The sequence below is a fragment of the Kaistia defluvii genome, assembly GCF_026343955.1.
Lineage (GTDB): Bacteria > Pseudomonadota > Alphaproteobacteria > Rhizobiales > Kaistiaceae > Kaistia > Kaistia defluvii.
The window spans coordinates 389,442-406,117 of record NZ_JAPKNI010000003.1 but is presented as its reverse complement, the minus strand read 5'-3'; the positions used below and the strand labels follow the sequence as shown (position 1 = coordinate 406,117).

Genomic DNA, 16,676 nt, shown 5'->3' with positions numbered 1-16,676 from the left:
GTCGCGCCTGCCCCGATCCGTGCCTTGCCTTCATGCGTTCCCGCCAGTCTCTTTGCGATCTCTACGCCTTCCGGCGTTGAAAACTAACAATAAACGATATTCCTACCACGACTAGGCCGGGCGTTCGCTCGCTGCACACCTTAACCGCGAAATGATGGGATGGCGCGCGCGCAGAACGAGCAACTTCCTGTCGCGTCGGCTTGCCATTTTATCAATAATCGATATTGACACCGCTCCAAACTCGCAGGATCTTGCGCGCCGTTCCAAGCGCCGCCGCGAGGCCGCCGGAACAACGCCGCATGAGACGCCGCTGCCAGCGCGGCGCACGCCCCAGCAGGAGAGCCAGGTGTCGTCGATCTTTTCCCGGGACTATGCGAGCGAACTGCCGACCGCCGTTCGCGGCGAGGGCGTCTATCTCTATGATGCGGACGGCAAGGCCTATCTCGACGGCATGGGCAGCGCCGGCGTGGTCGGGATTGGCCATGGCCGCACCGAGATCTATCAGGCGCTGGCCGCGGCCGGCGACAAGGTGCCTTTCGCCTATTCGGCCCAGTTCACAACGCCCTGGCAGGAGGAATTCGGCAAATCGATTCTCTCGGTCGCGCCGAAGGGCATCGAATCCGTCTATTTCGTCTCCGGCGGCTCCGAGGCCAACGAGACTGCGCTGAAGCTCGCCCGGCAATATCATCTGGAGCGCGGCGACACGCAGCGCCAGAAGATCATCTCGCGCTGGCAGAGCTATCACGGCGTGACCATCGCGACGCTGTCCCTGTCGGGCCGCACCAGCTGGCGCGCACCCTACACCCCTTACATGCTGCCGGTGATCCACATCGCGCCGCCCTACGAATATCGCTGCGCCTATTGCAAGGACAGGGGCGGCTGCACGCTGGACTGCGCCGACGAGCTGGAGCGCGCGATCAACCTCGAGGGACCGGAGACCGTCTCCGCCTTCTTCGCCGAGACGATCGTCGGCACGACGGCGTCCGGCCTCGTGCCGCGCCCCGATTACTACAAGCGCATCCGCGAGATCTGCGACCGCTACGGCATCCTGTTCGTCGCCGACGAAGTGCTGGCCGGCTATGGCCGCACCGGCCGGCCCTTCGCGATCCAGGACTGGGACGTCGTGCCGGACATGATCACCTGCGGCAAGGCGATCGGCAGCGGCTACGCGCCGCTCGGCGCCGTTCTGATCAACGACAAGATCACCGATTTCTTCCGCGACAGCCGCAAGCGCTTCGTGCACGGCTTCACCTATAGCGGCCACCCGACCTCCTGCTTCATCGGGCAGCAGGTGTTCAACATCATGTCCAGCGAGGGGCTGTTCACCCGCGCCGCCGAGATCGGCAAGCATCTGCACGCCCGCTTGAACGCCTTGCAGCAGCGCCATGCCTGCATCGGCGAGGTGCGCGGCCGCGGCCTCTATGGCGGCGTCGAGTTCGTCGCCGACCGGGCGACGCGCGCGCCGTTCCCGGCCGAGACGAATTTTACCTCGCGGCTGGTTTCCGGCATGAAGGAGCGCGGCGTCATCATCGGTGGCGGCGTGCCCGGCGCCAATTTCGGCCAGGGCGGCGACCACATCCAGATCACGCCGCCCTTCATCGTCAGCGAGGCGGAAATCGACATCCTGGTCGATGCGCTCGACGATACGATCGGCTCGATCGCCTAAGGGGGCGCGCCCGTCGGGATAGGTTTCGGGCGCGGGTCCGAAGCCGGCAATAGCCTCGCGCCGCGCCGTCCGCCCGAAGATTGGGCAGGCGGCTGGCGCGGAGAGAGACTTGCAGACTATCAATAATCGAGTATCGTTTTCGAGAGTTGACGACCGGAAACGACGCTGGATCGAAGAGCAGGGCCGGTAAGCACGCGAATGCGGCGTGCCGGAACAAGAAGAACCACTGAGGGGAATGCAGCATGTTGAAGACACTTCTGGCGGCCGTCTGTGTCGCAGCGATTACCACCGTCTCGGCCCAGGCCGGCGTCACCATCCGCATTGGCGGCGCGGGCTCCGACGACAGCCCGGACACGAAGGCCATGCAGGTCTTCAAGGAGAAGATCGAGGCCGATCTCGGCAGCGACGTCTCGATCGAGCTGTTCCCGGGTTCGCATCTGGGCACCGTCGACGAGATGGTCGAGCAGGTGAAGGGCGGCGTGCTCGAATGCATGTATGAGAGCGTCGGCGATCTCGGCTCGTTCCATCCGGCGGCCAATGCCGAAGGCGTCGCCTATCTCTACCGCGACGAGGACCATTTCTTCCGCATCTGGCGCGGCCCGGTCGGCCAGGAGATCATCGAGTCGATCGCCAAGGATGCCGGCTTCCGCGTCATCGGCCCGGCCTTCCACGGCTTCCGCCAGTTCCTGGTGACGAAGCCGGCCGACAGCCTCGACGACCTGCAGGGCCGCAAGATCCGCGCGCCCGGCATTCCCGCCTATATCGAGTCGATCCGCGCGCTCGGCGCCAATCCGGCCACCGTCCCGTTCGAGGAAGTCTACACCGCCATCCAGCAGGGCGTCGTCGACGGCGTCGAGCAGCCGCTGGTCGCGATCAAGGACAAGCGCTTCTACGAAGTCGCCAAGCATCTGGTCATGACCAACCACATGGCCGAGACGATGGGCTTCATGTGCGGTGAGGAATGGTACCAGGGCCAGGACGAGCGTCTGCGCACCGCCTTCTCCAAGGCTGCCAACGAAAGCGCCGACTGGTATCGCGACTATACCGACAAGTCGCAGGCCGACGTGCTGGCCTCGCTGGTCGCCGAGGGCGTGATCGTGCACAAGCCGGACCTCGCGCCGTTCATGGCCAAGGCCGCGACCGCTTCCTATGATCCGGCGCTGCAGCCGATCATCGCCAAGATCCGCGCCGTCCAGTAACACTCGGCTCGTAACGCAGCATGGAGCCCGCCGCGTTCGCGCGGCGGGCTCTTCTTCCCTTGAGGGGTATCGATGACGCGTCTTCTCGTCCAGACCGGCAATCTGTTGCGCCGACTGCTCACCTTTCTGGTCGGGGCGATGCTGCTCGCGATCGTCCTTCTGGTCTGCGTCCAGGTCTTCTCACGCTATTTCATCGGCGCGGCGACCCCGGGCATGGCCGAAATCTCTCGGCTTCTGTTCATCTGGCTCACCTTTCTCGGCTCGGCCCTGCTCATCAGCCGTCGCGAACTGATCGTCATCGATTTCCTGCATGACCGGTTGAACGCCGATCTGTTCAAGCGGCTCGGCATCGTCATCGATCTCGCCACGGCGGTGTTCCTGGTCATGCTGATCGTCTATGCGCGGCACCTGATGATCGTCGTCGGCCAGAAGATCGCGCCCGCCACCGGGCTGCCCTTCGCCTGGTTCTACGGCTCGATCGTCGCCTTTGCCGGTCTCGGCCTGTTCTTCATCCTCGAGCGCATTCTCACGCCGCGCATTTCGGCCGAGCGGGAGGCCACCTTCCGGGCGGCCCAGGCCGCCGCCCATGCCACGGCCAGCGAGACGCGCGCCGCCGCGACCGAAAGCTCCGCATCATGATCATGCTCGGCGTCCTCTCCGTCACCTTCCTGGTGCTGGCCCTGCTTGCTGTGCCGATCGCCATCGCGCTCGGCGTCTCGGCCCTGGTCATCGTCGCCATCTGGGGCATGCCGGGCTTCATCCTGGCGCAGAAGATGGTCAACGGCATCGACTCCTTCCCCCTGCTGGCGGTGCCGTTCTTCATCCTCGCCGCCGCGGTGATGAACTCGGGCGGCATCACCACCCGCGTCGTCGACCTGTTCTCCTCGGCGCTCGGGCGCATCCGCGGCTCGTCGGGCGTGGTCAATGTCGGCACCAATGTCTTCCTGGCCGGCATCTCCGGCTCGGCGGTGGCGGATGCTTCGGCCTCCGGCGCGCTGATCATCCCGGAGATGCGCAAGGAAGGCTATTCCGGCGGCTTCGCGGCGGCGCTCACCGCCGGCGCCGCCGTGATTGGCCCGATCGTCCCGCCCAGCATTCCGCTCGTCATCTACGGCGTCATCGCCCAGGTCTCGATCACCAAGCTGTTCATCGGCGCCTATATTCCCGGCCTGATGATCGCCTCGGCGCTGATCGCCTACGTCATCTTCTACGCCAAGCGGCACAATCTGCCGGCGCGCGGCCGCCGCCCCTGGGGCGTGATCGGCAAGCAGTTCAAGGGCAGCGCCTGGGCGCTGTCCATGCCGCTCCTGCTGATCGTCGGCGCCAAGGGCGGGCTCTTCACCGTCACCGAACTCGGCGCCGTGCTGGTGCTCTATGCGATCTTCGTCGGCTGGGTGATCCACCGCGAATTCAAATGGCGCCTGTTCCCGGGCATGCTGACCGAGGCCGGGCTGCAGACCGCCAACATCATGCTGGTCGTCGCGGTCTCGTCCTTCATCGCCTATCTGGTCGTGGTGCACGGCATCCCGCGCGACATCCAGGCGCTGCTGCATGGCGCGGATCTTTCGGCCTGGGAATTCCTGCTGATCGTCAACGTCATCTTCCTGGTCGCGGGCATGTTCCTCGATTCGACGCCGGCAACCATCATCCTGGTGCCGATCTTCCTGCCCGCCGCCACCAGCTTCGGCATCGACCCGACCCATTTCGGCCTGGTGATCGTGCTCAACCTGATGGTCGGCCTGATCCATCCGCCGCTCGGCCTCAACCTGCTGATCACGCAGTCGATCGCCAAGGTGCCGATGCGCGACGTGGTCTGGGCGAGCCTGCCGATCGTCGGCATCGTGCTGGTCGTGCTGCTGGTCATCACCTTCGTGCCGCAGACGGTGCTCTGGCTGCCGCATGTCATGGGCATGAAGTAGTCCGCCATTCGCTTCAGCGTGGACGAACGAAGAAGGGCCGCTCTCCCGGCAAGGAGAGCGGCCCTTCTTGTTGGGCGGGCCGGCGGTCGCTAGCCGCGGGCGATGACGATGGCGCCGACCACCACCGAGATCGCCGTCGCGAAATAGAGCGACAGCGACTGCTCGACGAAGCGCATCCAGAACAGATGGATGGCGACGAACAGCACGACCGCGATGAAGATGCGGTCGAACAGGTTGGTCGTGATCGGCAGGAAGCCGTGCTTGGCCGGGAGCTTGGCTGGCGTATCGAGGCTCATCGCATCATCCCTTCACGGCGCCGAAGGTCAGACCGGCGACGATGTGCTTCTGCACCAGCGCCAGGAAGGCGATCGCCGGGATCAGGGTCAGCATGGCGGTGGCCGCCATCTGGCCCCAGTTGGTGCCGGTGACGGTGACGAATTCGGCCAGGCCCGTGGTGATGGTGCGGGCATGCACGCTCGTCAGCGTCGCGGCGAACAGATACTCGTTCCAGGCGAACACCCAGGTCAGGATGCCGGTGACGGCCAGGCCGGGCTTGGCCAGGGGCAGGATGACGTACCAGATCACCTGCCAGGTCTTGGCGCCGTCGACAAAGGCGGCCTCGTCCAGTTCGGAGGGGATCGAGTCGATCACGCCGCGCAGCGTCCAGATCGCGAAGGGCAGGTTGAACACGCAATAGAGCAGGATCAGCCCGGTGCGCGTGTCGAACAGCTTCCAGTCGCCGACGACGAAGACCTGCGTGTAGAGCAGGAACAGCGGCAGCAGGAAGGCCGCCGGCGGCGCCATGCGGTTGGTGATCGTCCAGAAGAAGATGTTCTCCTTGCCCGTCAGCTTGTAGCGCGTCAGCGCATAGGTGGCGAACAGGGCCAGCGTCGTCACCAGCGCCGCATTCGTCGTGGCGACCACGATCGAATTGAACATGTATTTCTGGAAGGTCGGGTCGGTCAGGGTCTTGATGTAGTTCTCGGAGAAGAACGTCGTGATGATGAAGTTCGGCTTGCCGAACAGCTCGACGCGGCTCTTCGCCGAGACGACGAACATCCAGTAGATCGGGAACAGCGTCACCAGGCTGGAGACGGTCCAGAACAGGATCGACAGAAGCGGGCGTGGACGGGTCATTCTGGCCTCTTCAGATCGCGGCGGGCGACGAGACCGGCATAGAGCAGCCAGCACATCACGATGGTGAGGTAGAGCGTGATCAGCGACATGGCCGAGCCATAGCCGTAATCCGTCTTCGGGAAGACGACGCGCCAGATGTAGAGGCCGATATAGCGGGTGGCCGAGCCGGGGCCGCCGCCGGTCAGCATCCAGACCTCGTCGACGGTGCGCATGGCATCCATCAGGCGGATGAAGACGGCCGACAGGATCGCCGGCTTCAGCATCGGCAGCGTCACGTACCAGAAGGTCTGGACGCGGTTGGCGCCGTCGATCTGGGCCTGCTCGAACGGTTCCTTGGGCATCGACGACAGCGCGGCCAGCAGCGTCAGCGTGACCAGCGGCGTCCAGTGCCAGATGTCCATGACCACGGTGGTCATGAAGGCCTGGCCGACATAGCGGCTGATCAGGAATTCATAGCCGAACCACTTGTCGAGATAATAGGGGATCGGGCCGAGGCCGGGCACCGTCATCAGCCGCCAGGTGGCGCCGACGGCGACGGGGGCGATCATCAGCGGCAGGGTGTGCACCGTGCGGAACAGCCCCTTGAGCGGGAAGTTCTTCATGAACAGCTGCGCCAGCAGATAGCCCAGGATCACCTGGCTGGTGACGGCGAAGACGCCGAATTTCAGCGTGTTCCACAGCGCCATGAGAAAGCCCTTGTCGAAGACGAGGGCGCGGTAGTTCTGCACGCCGCTGAAGCGCATGGTCGGGTCGGCGGCGAAGCTGTTCCAGTCGAAGAAGCTGATCACCATCACATAGATGAAGGGCCAGACACCGAAGACGAACAGGATCAGGATGGTCGGGGCGAGAAACAGCCAGCCGACGGATTGAGAGCGCATGAAGCTGTCTCCAGTTGCCACGGGACGGCGCCCGGCGTCGACCCGGCCGCTTCGCCTCCGGCGGAGCGAGGCAATCGCGGGCCGGAAAAAACGGGCGAGATTCCCTGGGGAACCCCGCCCGCCGTCGGGAGGCTTACTTGCGGTAGCCGAGCTTGGTCAGTTCGGCTTCCGCCGTCGTGGCCATCTGGTCGAGGGCATCGGACGGCGTCAGTTCGCCGGTGATCGCCTGGTAGAAGATCGGGGCGACCGCTTCGCGAACCTGGTTGTGGAACGGATAGGGCGGTGCGCCGGCGAACAGCTTGCCCTGGTCGCGCATCAGCGTGTAGTAGCCGTCCGTCTTGGCGTCCTGCGCCTGGACCTTCGGGTCGTCATAGGTCGACTGCAGCGTGATGCGGGAGCCGGCCACGGCCCAATCGGCCTGGACCGAAGGCTGGGCGATGTACTGCAGGAACAGGGCCGCCGCGGCCTTGTTCTTCGACGAGTGCGGGATGCCGAAGGCGCCGCCATCATAGTAGCCGATATAGCCGGTGCCGGCTTCGGCCGCTTCCATCACGCCGGGCTCGACCGGCGGCAGGGCGACGCCGACCTTGCCCACGACCTTCGACTTGGATTCGTCGGTGGCGATCCAGGCAGCGTTCTCGCCATAGACGAGACCCTGCGCGGCGCGGCCGGCGCCGAAGGTCGCCGCGACCTCGTCCCAGGTCGATGCGGTGGATTCCGGCGGGGCGTCCTTCAGCAGGCCGACCCAGAATTCCAGCGCCTTCTTGGCTTCGGGGCTGTTCATCTTGCCGCCATGCTCGACGGTGGCGGCGTAGTTGTTCGAGGCATCGATGCCCCAGTTGTAGACGCCGAAGGTCGGGGCGACGCTCTCGACATATTCATACCAGGAGGCCGGGTGGCCGGTATTGGCCTGGACCGTCGAACCCCAGAGCTCGATGCCCTTGTCCTTGCCCCACTGGGTGAAGAAGTCGGCGATCTCGACATATTCGGCGTGGTTCTTGGCCGGCGCCAGGTCGCGATTGTACTTCGCCTTGAAGGCTTCCTTGACCGCCGGATCCTCGAACAGGTCCTTGCGGTAGAGGTAGACCTTGATGAAGGCCTCCATCGGCACGCCGAACAGGTCGCCGTCCTTGCCCTTGAAGTAGTTGGCGAAGGTGGTGAAGTTGGCCGGATCGTAATCGGGCGCCTTCAGCTTCGGATTGTCCGCGATGAACTTGGTGATGTCGACAAGGAAGTCGCGGGCGAGATAGCCATAGACGGCGTCCTGCTCGATATAGACGAAGTCATAGATGCCTGTATTGGCCTCCATGTCCTTGATCGCCTTGTCGTACATCTGGTCCCAGGACGTCGCCTCGAACTCGACATTGATGCCGGTCGCCTTGGTGAAGGCAGGGGCCAGCACGTTCTTGACGTAGTTGGAAGGCGGCGTGCTCTCGGAGACGCCACGGATGGTCGTGCCGGTCAGTTCCTTGCCGGCGTCGGACCAGAAGTCCGCCTTTGCCGGCGCCACGCCGGCCATCAGGCCCGCCGCGATCGCGCCGAGCATCATACGTTTCAAACCAGACATTCCTCGTCCTCCCTCGGATTGTCGACGGCGACCCGGTGAAACAGGCATGGACATTCGCGCCCATTCGCGTGGACCGGACCTCAAGCGCGCCATGGTCTGCACGGCGCGCGCCGTATGTGTGGCCTCAAGAAGCTGGCGGGGCTTTCCTCAAAACCTCGGACTTGCCGATGAACCGCATGCTTCAGGACCAAACTCTAGAAGAGCGAGAACGACGTCACCACGCGCGATTGCCGTCGCTTCTGTACATTTTTGTCGGAGGGACGGGCGGCGTTGTGCGGTCCGCCGAACCCTCTCAAACGGTTGCGCCGACCCGGTGATCGAAGCGCGTGATGGTGCCGATGCGGCGGGAATCGCGCCGATAGGTGGAGGGCGACTGACCGCAGATCTTGACGAACTGGCGGTTGAAATTGGCGACATTGTTGAAGCCGACCTCGAAGCAGATGTCGGTGATCGGCTTCTCGGTCTGGCTCAGCAGGTTGCAGGCCGCGTGGACGCGCGAACAGTTCACGTAGCGGGCGAAGGTATGGCCGGTCTGCTTCTTGAAGAAGCGCGAGAAGGCGCTCGATTCCATGCCGCACAGCGCGGCGACCTTGGACAGGCGGATCTCGCTGGCGAAATTCTTCAGGATGTGGCTGATCGCGATCTCGAGCTTCTCCGACGAGCGCGTCTGGGCGACGAAGCTGGGCGCGGCGCGCGAAAGAATGCGGCGCTCGCGCGGGGTCTGCGCCAGCACGGTCATCAGTTCCAGGAAGAGCACCAGCCGCTGCGGCCCGTGCGTGCCGCCGATCTCGCGCAGCAGGCGGCGACCTGCCTCCGCCGTCTCGCCGCTGAATTCGACACCGCGCGCCGCGTCGGCGAACAGGGTCGCGACATCGCCGAATTCCGGGCAGAGGTCGGAGACCTTCTCCGCGAAGGCCGGGCTGAACTGGATCAGCATGTCGCGATCGGGAATGCGCTCGCCGGGCTGGCTGGCGCTGACCCAGTTATGCGGCAGGTCGGGGCCCGTCAGAACCAGGCAGCCCGCCTGAAAGTCGCCGACATGGTCGCCGATCATCATCTTGCCCGAACTGGCCTGGATCAGGTGCAGTTCATATTCGGGATGGTGGTGCCACTTCGCCAGATGATGCGGATAGTCGTGCACGTTCCATCGGAACGATTCCGACGGCGCGCAGACAATGACCTCGAAATCGGGCGCAAACCGGCGCTCGAACCCCATGGCGGCCCCTCCTTCTCGGGGGACCTGCGGCGGCGTTGTTGCCACGCCTGAGCCGTTCGGTCCCTGTTCCTCGCGGAGCATGGTACCGGATTGGACGGAATCTTCGACTCAAAATAATTGGCCGCGCCAAAGCCGCCATCGCGGGCTGCGCGACAGCGGTCTTCGTGCGGCGGTCGGTTCAGACCAGCGCGTCGGGACCGGCGCCGCAGACCAGCGCGCCAACCGTGTGGCCGGCGGGGAAGGTCAGCACCTTCGCACGCAGCGCGGCGATGGCGGCCGCGCCGGAAAGATCGGCGGCGATCCCCATCTCGAACCACAGCCAGCGGCTCGCCTCGAGCATGTCCTCGTCGGAGACCAGCACGATCTCGTCGACATGGTCGCGCACCAGCTCGAACACGCCGGGATCCGTCTCGGCGCAGGACATGGTGGCGACGCGGCTGGTGATCGTCGGCAGGCGGACGACATGGCCGGCGTCGAGCGAGGCCTTCAGCGTCGGCGAGCCCACGGGCTCGATGCCGATGATCCGGACCGATGGTTTCAGCGCCTTGATGGCGACGCCCATGCCGGAGATCAGGCCGCCGCCGCCGATCGCCACCAGCACGGTGTCGACGTCGGGGAGTTCGTCCAGCAGTTCCAGCGCCGTGGTGCCCTGGCCGGCGATGACGGCCGGGTCGGCGAAGGGATGGAAATAGGCGGCCCCGTTCGCCTTGGCGAAGGCCAGCGCGTGCAGGTTGGTCTCGTTCCAGATGTCGCCGATGATCTCGACCGTGGCGCCCCAGCGCTTCAGCTTGTCGACCTTGGCCGGCGTGATGCTTTTGGGCACGAAGATGGTGGCCGGCACGCCGGCGAGCTTGGCGGCGCGCGCCGTGGCGAGGCCATGATTGCCGCCGGACGCCGTAACGACGCCACCGGCCAGTTCTTCCTTCGGCGTCGTCAGCAGCTTGTTGGTGGCGCCGCGCGCCTTGAACGAGCCGGTCGGCTGCAGGCATTCGAGCTTCAGCGACAGGTTCGCCTCGGTGACGGGCTCTGCCAGCGCATCGGCGCGGATGTTCGGCGTGCGGCGGATATGCGGCGCGATCCGCGTGGCCGCGGCCTGGATATCGGCGAGATTAATCATTTCAGCGAACCCCCATAGGGCGAGGCGACGACGAGGCAGCAATTGCCGGGACGGACCCGGCCGGGCTGGCGGCGACCATACTGGATGCCGTCGGCGGCGTAAGCGAGTTCGGCCGGCTTGCGGTCGGGATGCGACAGGAAGTGGATGCGGCCGGCCGGCTGGCCGCGCGACACCATCGTTCCGTTTCTGTGGAAGGGCTCGAACACGCCGTCATCGTCGGCCAGCACGAAGGCGTCGGAGCCCGGCAGTTCGAACAGGCGCTGTTCGTGGCGCGGCGCCGCCGCCATTTCCGGCGGCAGCACGCCGAGATGCGACAGCACGTTGCGCACGCCGCGGCGGCAGATGTCGAGCGCATCGAGTGAGACGGTGCCGCCGCCGGCCATCTCGGTGCCGACCACGGTAAGGCCTGCGCGGGCCGCCGAAGCGGTCGCCGTGCGGTGGTCGCCGCGATTGTCGATGACGACGATCAGCGGCGCGTCGAAGGCGGTGACGGCGGCGACGTTCTTGGCGTGCTGGACGGGATCGGCGACCGGCTCGATCACCGAACTCGGCATCAAATCGAGCGAGGAGCCGCCGGAATGCAGATCCAGGAACGCGTCGCCCATCGGGAACAGGGCGTCGTTGACGAAGGCCGAGATCTGCTGCGTCGCGGTGCCGTTAGCGTCGCCCGGAAAGGTCCGGTTCATGTTGAGATCGTCGATCGGCGAGGTGCGGCGGGCCGCAAGCACGGCCGGCAGGTTGATCGCGGGCACGAAGATGAGCCGGCCGGCGACCTTGCCGGGGTCGAGATCGCGGATCAGTTCGCCGAGCGCGATCGGGCCTTCATATTCGTCGCCATGATTGCCGCCTTCGAGAATGACGGTCGGGCCGACGCCGTTCTTGATGACGGCGAGCGGTACGCGGATCACGCCCCAGGCGTCGTCATGAACGGAAAGCGGCAAGTTGAAATAGCCGCTCTGCTTGCCGTCCTTGTCGAAGTCGACGGTGCATTGTGCCAGTTGTTTAGCGTTCAGGCCCATTTTCTGCTCTGTGCGGGGACGACCAAAGGGGTGAGATCGAGAGGAAAACCGATCGGGTCGGCGGATGGTGTAACCCTATTTTCTATCACTGATGATATCAAGAGTTGATATTTGATACAAGGCGAGGGCATGCTGGCGCAAATGCCATCTTGCGCGCCGGCGCCAGCCCGGCGATGACCTGAACCAAAGGAGAAACGCTATGACCACTGCGAAGCGGCCATCCGGCGGGAAGGGTGCGGGCGAAGCCGGGGCGGGACAGCAGGCGGCCGCGCTGGCGGACGAGCCCGTCGCCAAGGCCGCCAAGTCCAAGGCGGCAAAGGCCGAGAAGCCGGCGCCCAAGCGCGCCGCCAAGACCGCGGCCGCCGGCAAGGTGGTGAAGCCGGCTTATAGCGCGCCGGCGCTGGAAAAGGGCCTCGACGTGCTCGAACTGCTCGCCAGCCTTTCCGAGGGCGTCACGCCGAGCCAGATCGCGCAGCAGCTCGGCCGTTCGCTGCAGGAGGTGTACCGGGTCGTCGTGGCGCTGGAGCGGCGCGGCTACATCCAGCGCCCGCCGGGCGAGGAAAGCCTGGTGCTCTCGACCAAGCTGCACGACCTGTCCTACCGCTATCCGCCGATGCGCCGGCTGATCGACGTGGCGCGGCCGGTGATCAACCGCGCCTCGATCGAGGCCTACCAGGCCTTTCACCTGGCCGTGCTCGACGGCCTGTCGATCCGCGTCGTCGCCCAGGTCGACAGCCCGGCGCCGCTCGGCTTCCGCCTGCGCGTCGGCACGCAGAACCCGGCGATCCGCACCGCGTCCGGCCGCCTGCTGATCGCCTACCAGTCGCCATCGATGCAGGAATGGCTGTTCGAGGCGATCGGCCAGACCGCGCCGAAAAGCGAGATGGACTGGCTCAGGAAGCGGGTCGAGGTGGTGCGTTCGGTCGGCTACGAGATGATCGTCGGCGAGGCGCTGAAGGGGATCACCGACATCAGCTTCCCGATCCTCGATGCCGAGGGCCACGCGCCGGCGGTGATCACCATGCCGTTCCTCGCCTCGGCGACCGAGAAGGTGCCGATGGAGGATGCGACGCGGATCCTGTACGAGGCGGCCGCCAGCATCACCACCCTGTTCGGCGGTCATCTGGCCGAGCCGCGCTTCCCGCTCGCCAATACGGGCGGCCCGGTCGGCGGCTAGGGGCTCAGCCGTCACGGTCGGGCCGGACGGCAAGGCGGAACACTTCGTCGAGCCAGAGCGGCTCGCCGTCTGGCGTCTCGTAGCTTTCGAACAGATGCGACAGCGTCGCGGTCCAGCGCTTCTGGATCGCGCTCGCCTGCATGATCGCTTCCGCCGCGCGGTATCCCTCGCGGCCGCGCAGGCGCGACACGACGATCTCCTCGTGCCGCCAGATCTGGTAGTCCTCGAAGCCGGCCGCCTCGATCTCGGCCAGCAGTTCCGGCCAGACGGCGGCGTGCCAGCGGTCATATTCCGGGCCGGCGCCGGGCTTCAGGCGATAGAGGAACAGCACCGGCTCGCCCGGCTTCGGATCGCGCTTCATCGGACGGCTCCCGCGATGGCGCCGGACAGGATCTGGCGCTGGAACAGCATGTAGACGACGATGACCGGGGCCAGCGCCACGATCAGCCCGGCGCTGATCAGGGGGATGGAGACGTCGTACTGGCCGGAAAGCAGCGCCACGCCGACCATCAGCGTCTTCTTTTCGGAGCCGCCCATGATCACTAGCGGCAGCAGCAGGTCGTTCCACATCCAGACGAAGTTGAGGATCGAGAGGGCGGCGATCGCCGGCGTCGAGATCGGCAGCAGGATGGAGAACAGGATGCGGATGTCGCCGGCGCCGTCGAGCCGCGCCGCCTCGATCAGCTCGTCGGGAATGGCGCGGAAATAGGCCGATAGCAGATAGGTGCCGAGCGGCAGGCCGAAGGCGGCATAGGCGAGGATCAGGCCCTGATAGGTGCCGCCGAAGCCGAGATCGAGGATGGTCTCGTAGAGCGGATAGATGATCACCTGGCTCGGGATCACCAGCATGGCGATGACGAACAGGAAGATGTAGTTGCCGCCGCGCATCTTCAGCTTGGTGACGGCATAGGCGATGAACAGCGCCGCGACGGTGGAGAGGACCAGCCCGCCCGCCGTGGTGATGATGCTGTTCAGAAGCAGCCGCCAGACCTTCATGCGCTCGAAGGTCTCGAGGTAGTTCTCGAAGGTGATGTCGGTGAGGAAGCCGAGCGGATCGGCCGAATAGGCGGCCCGCGTCTTCAGCGAATTGATCACCGTGAAGATCAGCGGGTAGAGCGTGACCACGGCGAGCACGACGAGCACCGCCGTGACCAGCCAGCGTGTCAGAACGATGCGCATCGAGGATACCGTCATCTTGTCGGAGGCGGCGGTCGCGGTCATTTCTTCTGCGCTCCTTCGACATACATGCGGCGGACCACAAAGGCCGAGACGATGGCGACGAACACGAACAGCGCCATGCCGATGGCCGCGCCGAGGCCGCGATCGAGGAACTGGAACGTCGTGGTGAAAACGAGGAATTCCGGCAGCACGGTCGCCGTTCCCGGCCCGCCCTTGGTCAGCGCGTAGATCAGCGGGAACATCCAGATCAGGATGCCGGAGGTGCAGAGCACCGCCCAGTAGCCGATCACCGATTTCAGCAGCGGCATGATGATGTGGAAGAGCAGCCGCCAGAAGCCGGCGCCGTCGAGCTTGGCGGCTTCGACGACCTCTTCCGACACGGTCGATAGCCCCGAGAGATAGGTGAGCACGCCGAGGCCGAAGAAGCTCCAAAGCGCGACGGCGGTGAGCGCCAGCAGCGCGCTGGTCGGGCCGTTCAGCCATTCGATGGCGAGTGGCGCCAGGCCGATGGCGCGCAGCACCGCATTGAGCGGGCCATCCGGCGCCAGGATCTGGCGAAACATGATGCCGACGACGATCGGCGCGATCATGTAGGGGAGGAAAAACGCGGCGCGGAAGAACTTCCAGCCCGGCGTCTTCTGGAACAGCAGGAAGGCCAGCACCAGCGGCAGCACGATCCAGACCGGCAGCGTCGCGAAGGCGATCAGCGCGTTGCGGAACGAGTCATGCACCGACGGGTCGGCCAGCATGGTGCGGTAATTGGCGAGGCCGGCAAAGGTCGGGTCCTCGAAGCCGCGCGTCTCCAGGAAGCTCAGCCAGATGCCGCGCAGCAGCGGCACCAGCTTGAACAGGATCGCCAGCGCCAGGCCGGGCAGCACGAACAGAAGCGCGATCAGCGTCTCCTTGCGGATGAACACCCGCCGCGATCCCGTCGCGCCTTCGCGGCGTGGGTCGCGTTTCGCCATCCGGTTCGGCGCGGTCGCCAGATTGGCCGTTTCAGCCATCGAAATTCCTGCCTGTTGCTGGGGGAGACGGGGAGGGCGGCCTGGACCGTCCTCCCTTGTTGCGGGCGCCAAGCGTTACTGGCGCTTGCTCGGGCTCTGCTCGAGCGCCTTCTGCATGCGGCCGGTCCAATCCTCGACCGACAGACGGCCGAGCGCGACCTCCTGCCAGCCGCGGGCGAGCGCGTCGGCTTCCTGTCCGGAGAGCAGCACGCCGGCATGCAGCGTCGGCGTCTTGATGATCTCGAGGATCTGGGAGAGCGCCTGCGACTTCGGCATGACCGACGGATCGACGTTCTTGTTGAGCGATATGCCGCCGGCGATCTTGGTCAGCAGTTCGGCATTCTCCTTGCCGGCGATAAACTTCACGAACTTGAAGGCGGCGTCCTTCTTGTCGCTCCAGGAGGTGACGCCGAAGACCGAGCTTTCGATGCCGGAGAAGCTGTTGGCCAGTGGCGCGTCGGCGACAAGGGTCGGCCAGCGCATGGCGCCGAGGTTTTCGTCGCCCAGCACCTTGCCGAAGGCGGCCCAGTTGACGGCGTCGGAGATGATGGTGCCGGCAAAGGCGGCATTGCCGCTCTGGAAGATGTCGGCGCCGTCCGGCAGCATGGTGATCGAGGGGGCGCTGGAATTGGTCCAGCCCTTCTCGGTGATCGAGGCCAGGCCCTTGAGGATGTTGACCATCTTCGGGTCGGTCCAGGGCATCTTGCCGGCGAGCATGGCGCGCATGTCGTCTTCGGTCAGGTAGTTGCGCGCGATTTCCGGGAAGTCCCAATAGGCCGGGAAGATGCCGGAAAGGCCGATGGCGAGGCAGGTCTTGCCGACCGCCTTCACCTTCTCGCACGCCGCCCCCATCTCGTCCCAGGTCTTGGGCGGGTTGGCCGGATCGAGTCCGGCTTCGGCGAGCACCTTCTTGTTGTAGTACATGACGTTGCCCTGGTAGCCGAAGGGCAGGCCATAGCAGGCTTTCGTCGTGTCGAAGTTCAGGCAGCCGCCGCTATAGGTGATCAGGTCCTTGCCGGCTTCCAGCACTTCCGGCGGCAGCTCGGCATAGGCGCGGCGGCGGTCGAACAGCTCGAGGCCGGCATTGTTCTCCATCACGTCCGGGCCGCTCTTGGTCGTGATGTAGGGGCCCTGGACTTCCGGATAGCGGTCGAACGGCACCGTCTCGAGCTCGACCTTGATATCCGGGTTCTGCTTCTCGAATTCGGCGACCAGCGCCTTCCAATAATCCGCGCCGCCCGGCTCCCAGTTCAGGACGCGGATCGTCGTGGTGTCGGCAGCCAGCGCCGCCGGGCCTGCCAAGGCCGTCAGCGAGGCGAAGGCGAGGCCGGCGAGCATGGCGCGGGCCGATCGGCGGCGCCCTCCGGCCGCGAGAGAGGTCGATGTCATGGTGTGTCCCTTCCGTCAGGTTTGGTCGCGCTGCTGTTCTGGAATCCGGACCGGACCCGGCGGAGAGCAATCCGCCGCCTGGGTCTGGTCTTCCTTCGGGTCGCCGAGCGGTACGCTTCCCGCGCCGCCATCGCTTGCGCGAGGCAGTCGAAAGAAGGCGCGATTGAAGCGGTCAGCATCCCTGTCACCCCGCCATGGCCGCCTCCCTT

Annotated in this window: 16 protein-coding genes; 5 read left to right on the top strand and 11 right to left on the bottom strand. The window is 65.5% G+C overall.

Features of this window, described 5'->3' with window-relative positions; translation table 11 throughout:
- Positions 1-346 precede the first annotated feature (346 nt).
- From OSH10_RS09945 to OSH10_RS09930, 4 genes are all read left to right on the top strand, one after another.
- Positions 347-1,666, top strand: coding sequence for an aminotransferase family protein (locus OSH10_RS09945; RefSeq protein WP_266331516.1), 1,320 nt, complete (start codon positions 347-349; stop codon positions 1,664-1,666).
- A 242-nt stretch (positions 1,667-1,908) separates the two neighbouring features.
- On the top strand, positions 1,909-2,865 hold the full coding sequence (locus OSH10_RS09940) for a TRAP transporter substrate-binding protein (protein WP_266331515.1): 957 nt from the start codon (positions 1,909-1,911) through the stop codon (positions 2,863-2,865).
- 72 nt (positions 2,866-2,937) lie between these two features.
- Positions 2,938-3,504 carry a TRAP transporter small permease gene (locus OSH10_RS09935; protein ID WP_266331514.1) on the top strand — a complete coding sequence of 189 codons (567 nt, stop codon included), beginning with the start codon at positions 2,938-2,940 and terminating at the stop codon, positions 3,502-3,504.
- Positions 3,501-4,784 carry a TRAP transporter large permease gene (locus OSH10_RS09930; RefSeq protein WP_266331513.1) on the top strand — a complete coding sequence of 428 codons (1,284 nt, stop codon included), beginning with the start codon at positions 3,501-3,503 and terminating at the stop codon, positions 4,782-4,784. The genes OSH10_RS09935 and OSH10_RS09930 overlap by 4 nt, the downstream gene beginning before the upstream one ends.
- A gap of 89 nt (positions 4,785-4,873) precedes the next feature.
- Here OSH10_RS09930 and OSH10_RS09925 read toward each other — a convergent pair whose 3' ends face one another.
- The 7 genes from OSH10_RS09925 to OSH10_RS09895 all read right to left on the bottom strand — a co-directional run bounded on the left by OSH10_RS09925 (position 4,874) and on the right by OSH10_RS09895 (position 11,718).
- Positions 4,874-5,080, bottom strand: a complete 207-nt coding sequence (locus tag OSH10_RS09925; protein WP_266331512.1) for a DUF2160 family membrane protein — start codon at positions 5,078-5,080, stop codon at positions 4,874-4,876.
- 4 nt (positions 5,081-5,084) lie between these two features.
- The gene (locus OSH10_RS09920; RefSeq protein ID WP_266331511.1) at positions 5,085-5,921 is read right to left on the bottom strand and encodes a carbohydrate ABC transporter permease; all 837 of its coding nucleotides are present in this window, start codon (positions 5,919-5,921) and stop codon (positions 5,085-5,087) included.
- Positions 5,918-6,799 (bottom strand): carbohydrate ABC transporter permease, encoded by an 882-nt coding sequence (locus OSH10_RS09915; protein ID WP_266331510.1) that lies wholly within the window; start codon positions 6,797-6,799, stop codon positions 5,918-5,920. Before OSH10_RS09915 ends, OSH10_RS09920 begins: the two co-directional genes overlap by 4 nt.
- Positions 6,800-6,932: 133 nt before the next feature.
- Complete coding sequence (locus OSH10_RS09910) at positions 6,933-8,318, bottom strand: extracellular solute-binding protein (protein ID WP_407660703.1); 1,386 nt, start codon at positions 8,316-8,318, stop codon at positions 6,933-6,935.
- A 340-nt stretch (positions 8,319-8,658) separates the two neighbouring features.
- Positions 8,659-9,582: an AraC family transcriptional regulator gene (locus tag OSH10_RS09905; RefSeq protein ID WP_266331507.1), complete on the bottom strand. Its 924-nt coding sequence runs from the start codon at positions 9,580-9,582 to the stop codon at positions 8,659-8,661.
- 178 nt (positions 9,583-9,760) lie between these two features.
- Positions 9,761-10,699 carry a threonine ammonia-lyase gene (locus tag OSH10_RS09900; RefSeq protein ID WP_266331506.1) on the bottom strand — a complete coding sequence of 313 codons (939 nt, stop codon included), beginning with the start codon at positions 10,697-10,699 and terminating at the stop codon, positions 9,761-9,763.
- Positions 10,696-11,718, bottom strand: a complete 1,023-nt coding sequence (locus OSH10_RS09895) for a succinylglutamate desuccinylase/aspartoacylase family protein (RefSeq protein WP_266331504.1) — start codon at positions 11,716-11,718, stop codon at positions 10,696-10,698. The genes OSH10_RS09900 and OSH10_RS09895 overlap by 4 nt, the downstream gene beginning before the upstream one ends.
- A 199-nt stretch (positions 11,719-11,917) precedes the next feature.
- On the opposite strand from OSH10_RS09895, the gene OSH10_RS09890 reads away from it, so the two are divergent.
- On the top strand, positions 11,918-12,895 hold the full coding sequence (locus OSH10_RS09890; protein ID WP_266331503.1) for an IclR family transcriptional regulator: 978 nt from the start codon (positions 11,918-11,920) through the stop codon (positions 12,893-12,895).
- Positions 12,896-12,899: 4 nt separating this feature from the next.
- Here OSH10_RS09890 and OSH10_RS09885 read toward each other — a convergent pair whose 3' ends face one another.
- From OSH10_RS09885 to OSH10_RS09870, 4 genes are all read right to left on the bottom strand, one after another.
- The gene (locus OSH10_RS09885; RefSeq protein ID WP_266331502.1) at positions 12,900-13,256 is read right to left on the bottom strand and encodes an L-rhamnose mutarotase; all 357 of its coding nucleotides are present in this window, start codon (positions 13,254-13,256) and stop codon (positions 12,900-12,902) included.
- Positions 13,253-14,116: a carbohydrate ABC transporter permease gene (locus OSH10_RS09880; protein ID WP_266331500.1), complete on the bottom strand. Its 864-nt coding sequence runs from the start codon at positions 14,114-14,116 to the stop codon at positions 13,253-13,255. The genes OSH10_RS09885 and OSH10_RS09880 overlap by 4 nt, the downstream gene beginning before the upstream one ends.
- Positions 14,113-15,078 (bottom strand): carbohydrate ABC transporter permease, encoded by a 966-nt coding sequence (locus OSH10_RS09875; RefSeq protein WP_266331499.1) that lies wholly within the window; start codon positions 15,076-15,078, stop codon positions 14,113-14,115. The genes OSH10_RS09880 and OSH10_RS09875 overlap by 4 nt, the downstream gene beginning before the upstream one ends.
- A 75-nt stretch (positions 15,079-15,153) precedes the next feature.
- Positions 15,154-16,467: an ABC transporter substrate-binding protein gene (locus tag OSH10_RS09870; protein WP_266331498.1), complete on the bottom strand. Its 1,314-nt coding sequence runs from the start codon at positions 16,465-16,467 to the stop codon at positions 15,154-15,156.
- Positions 16,468-16,676: the final 209 nt, after the last annotated feature.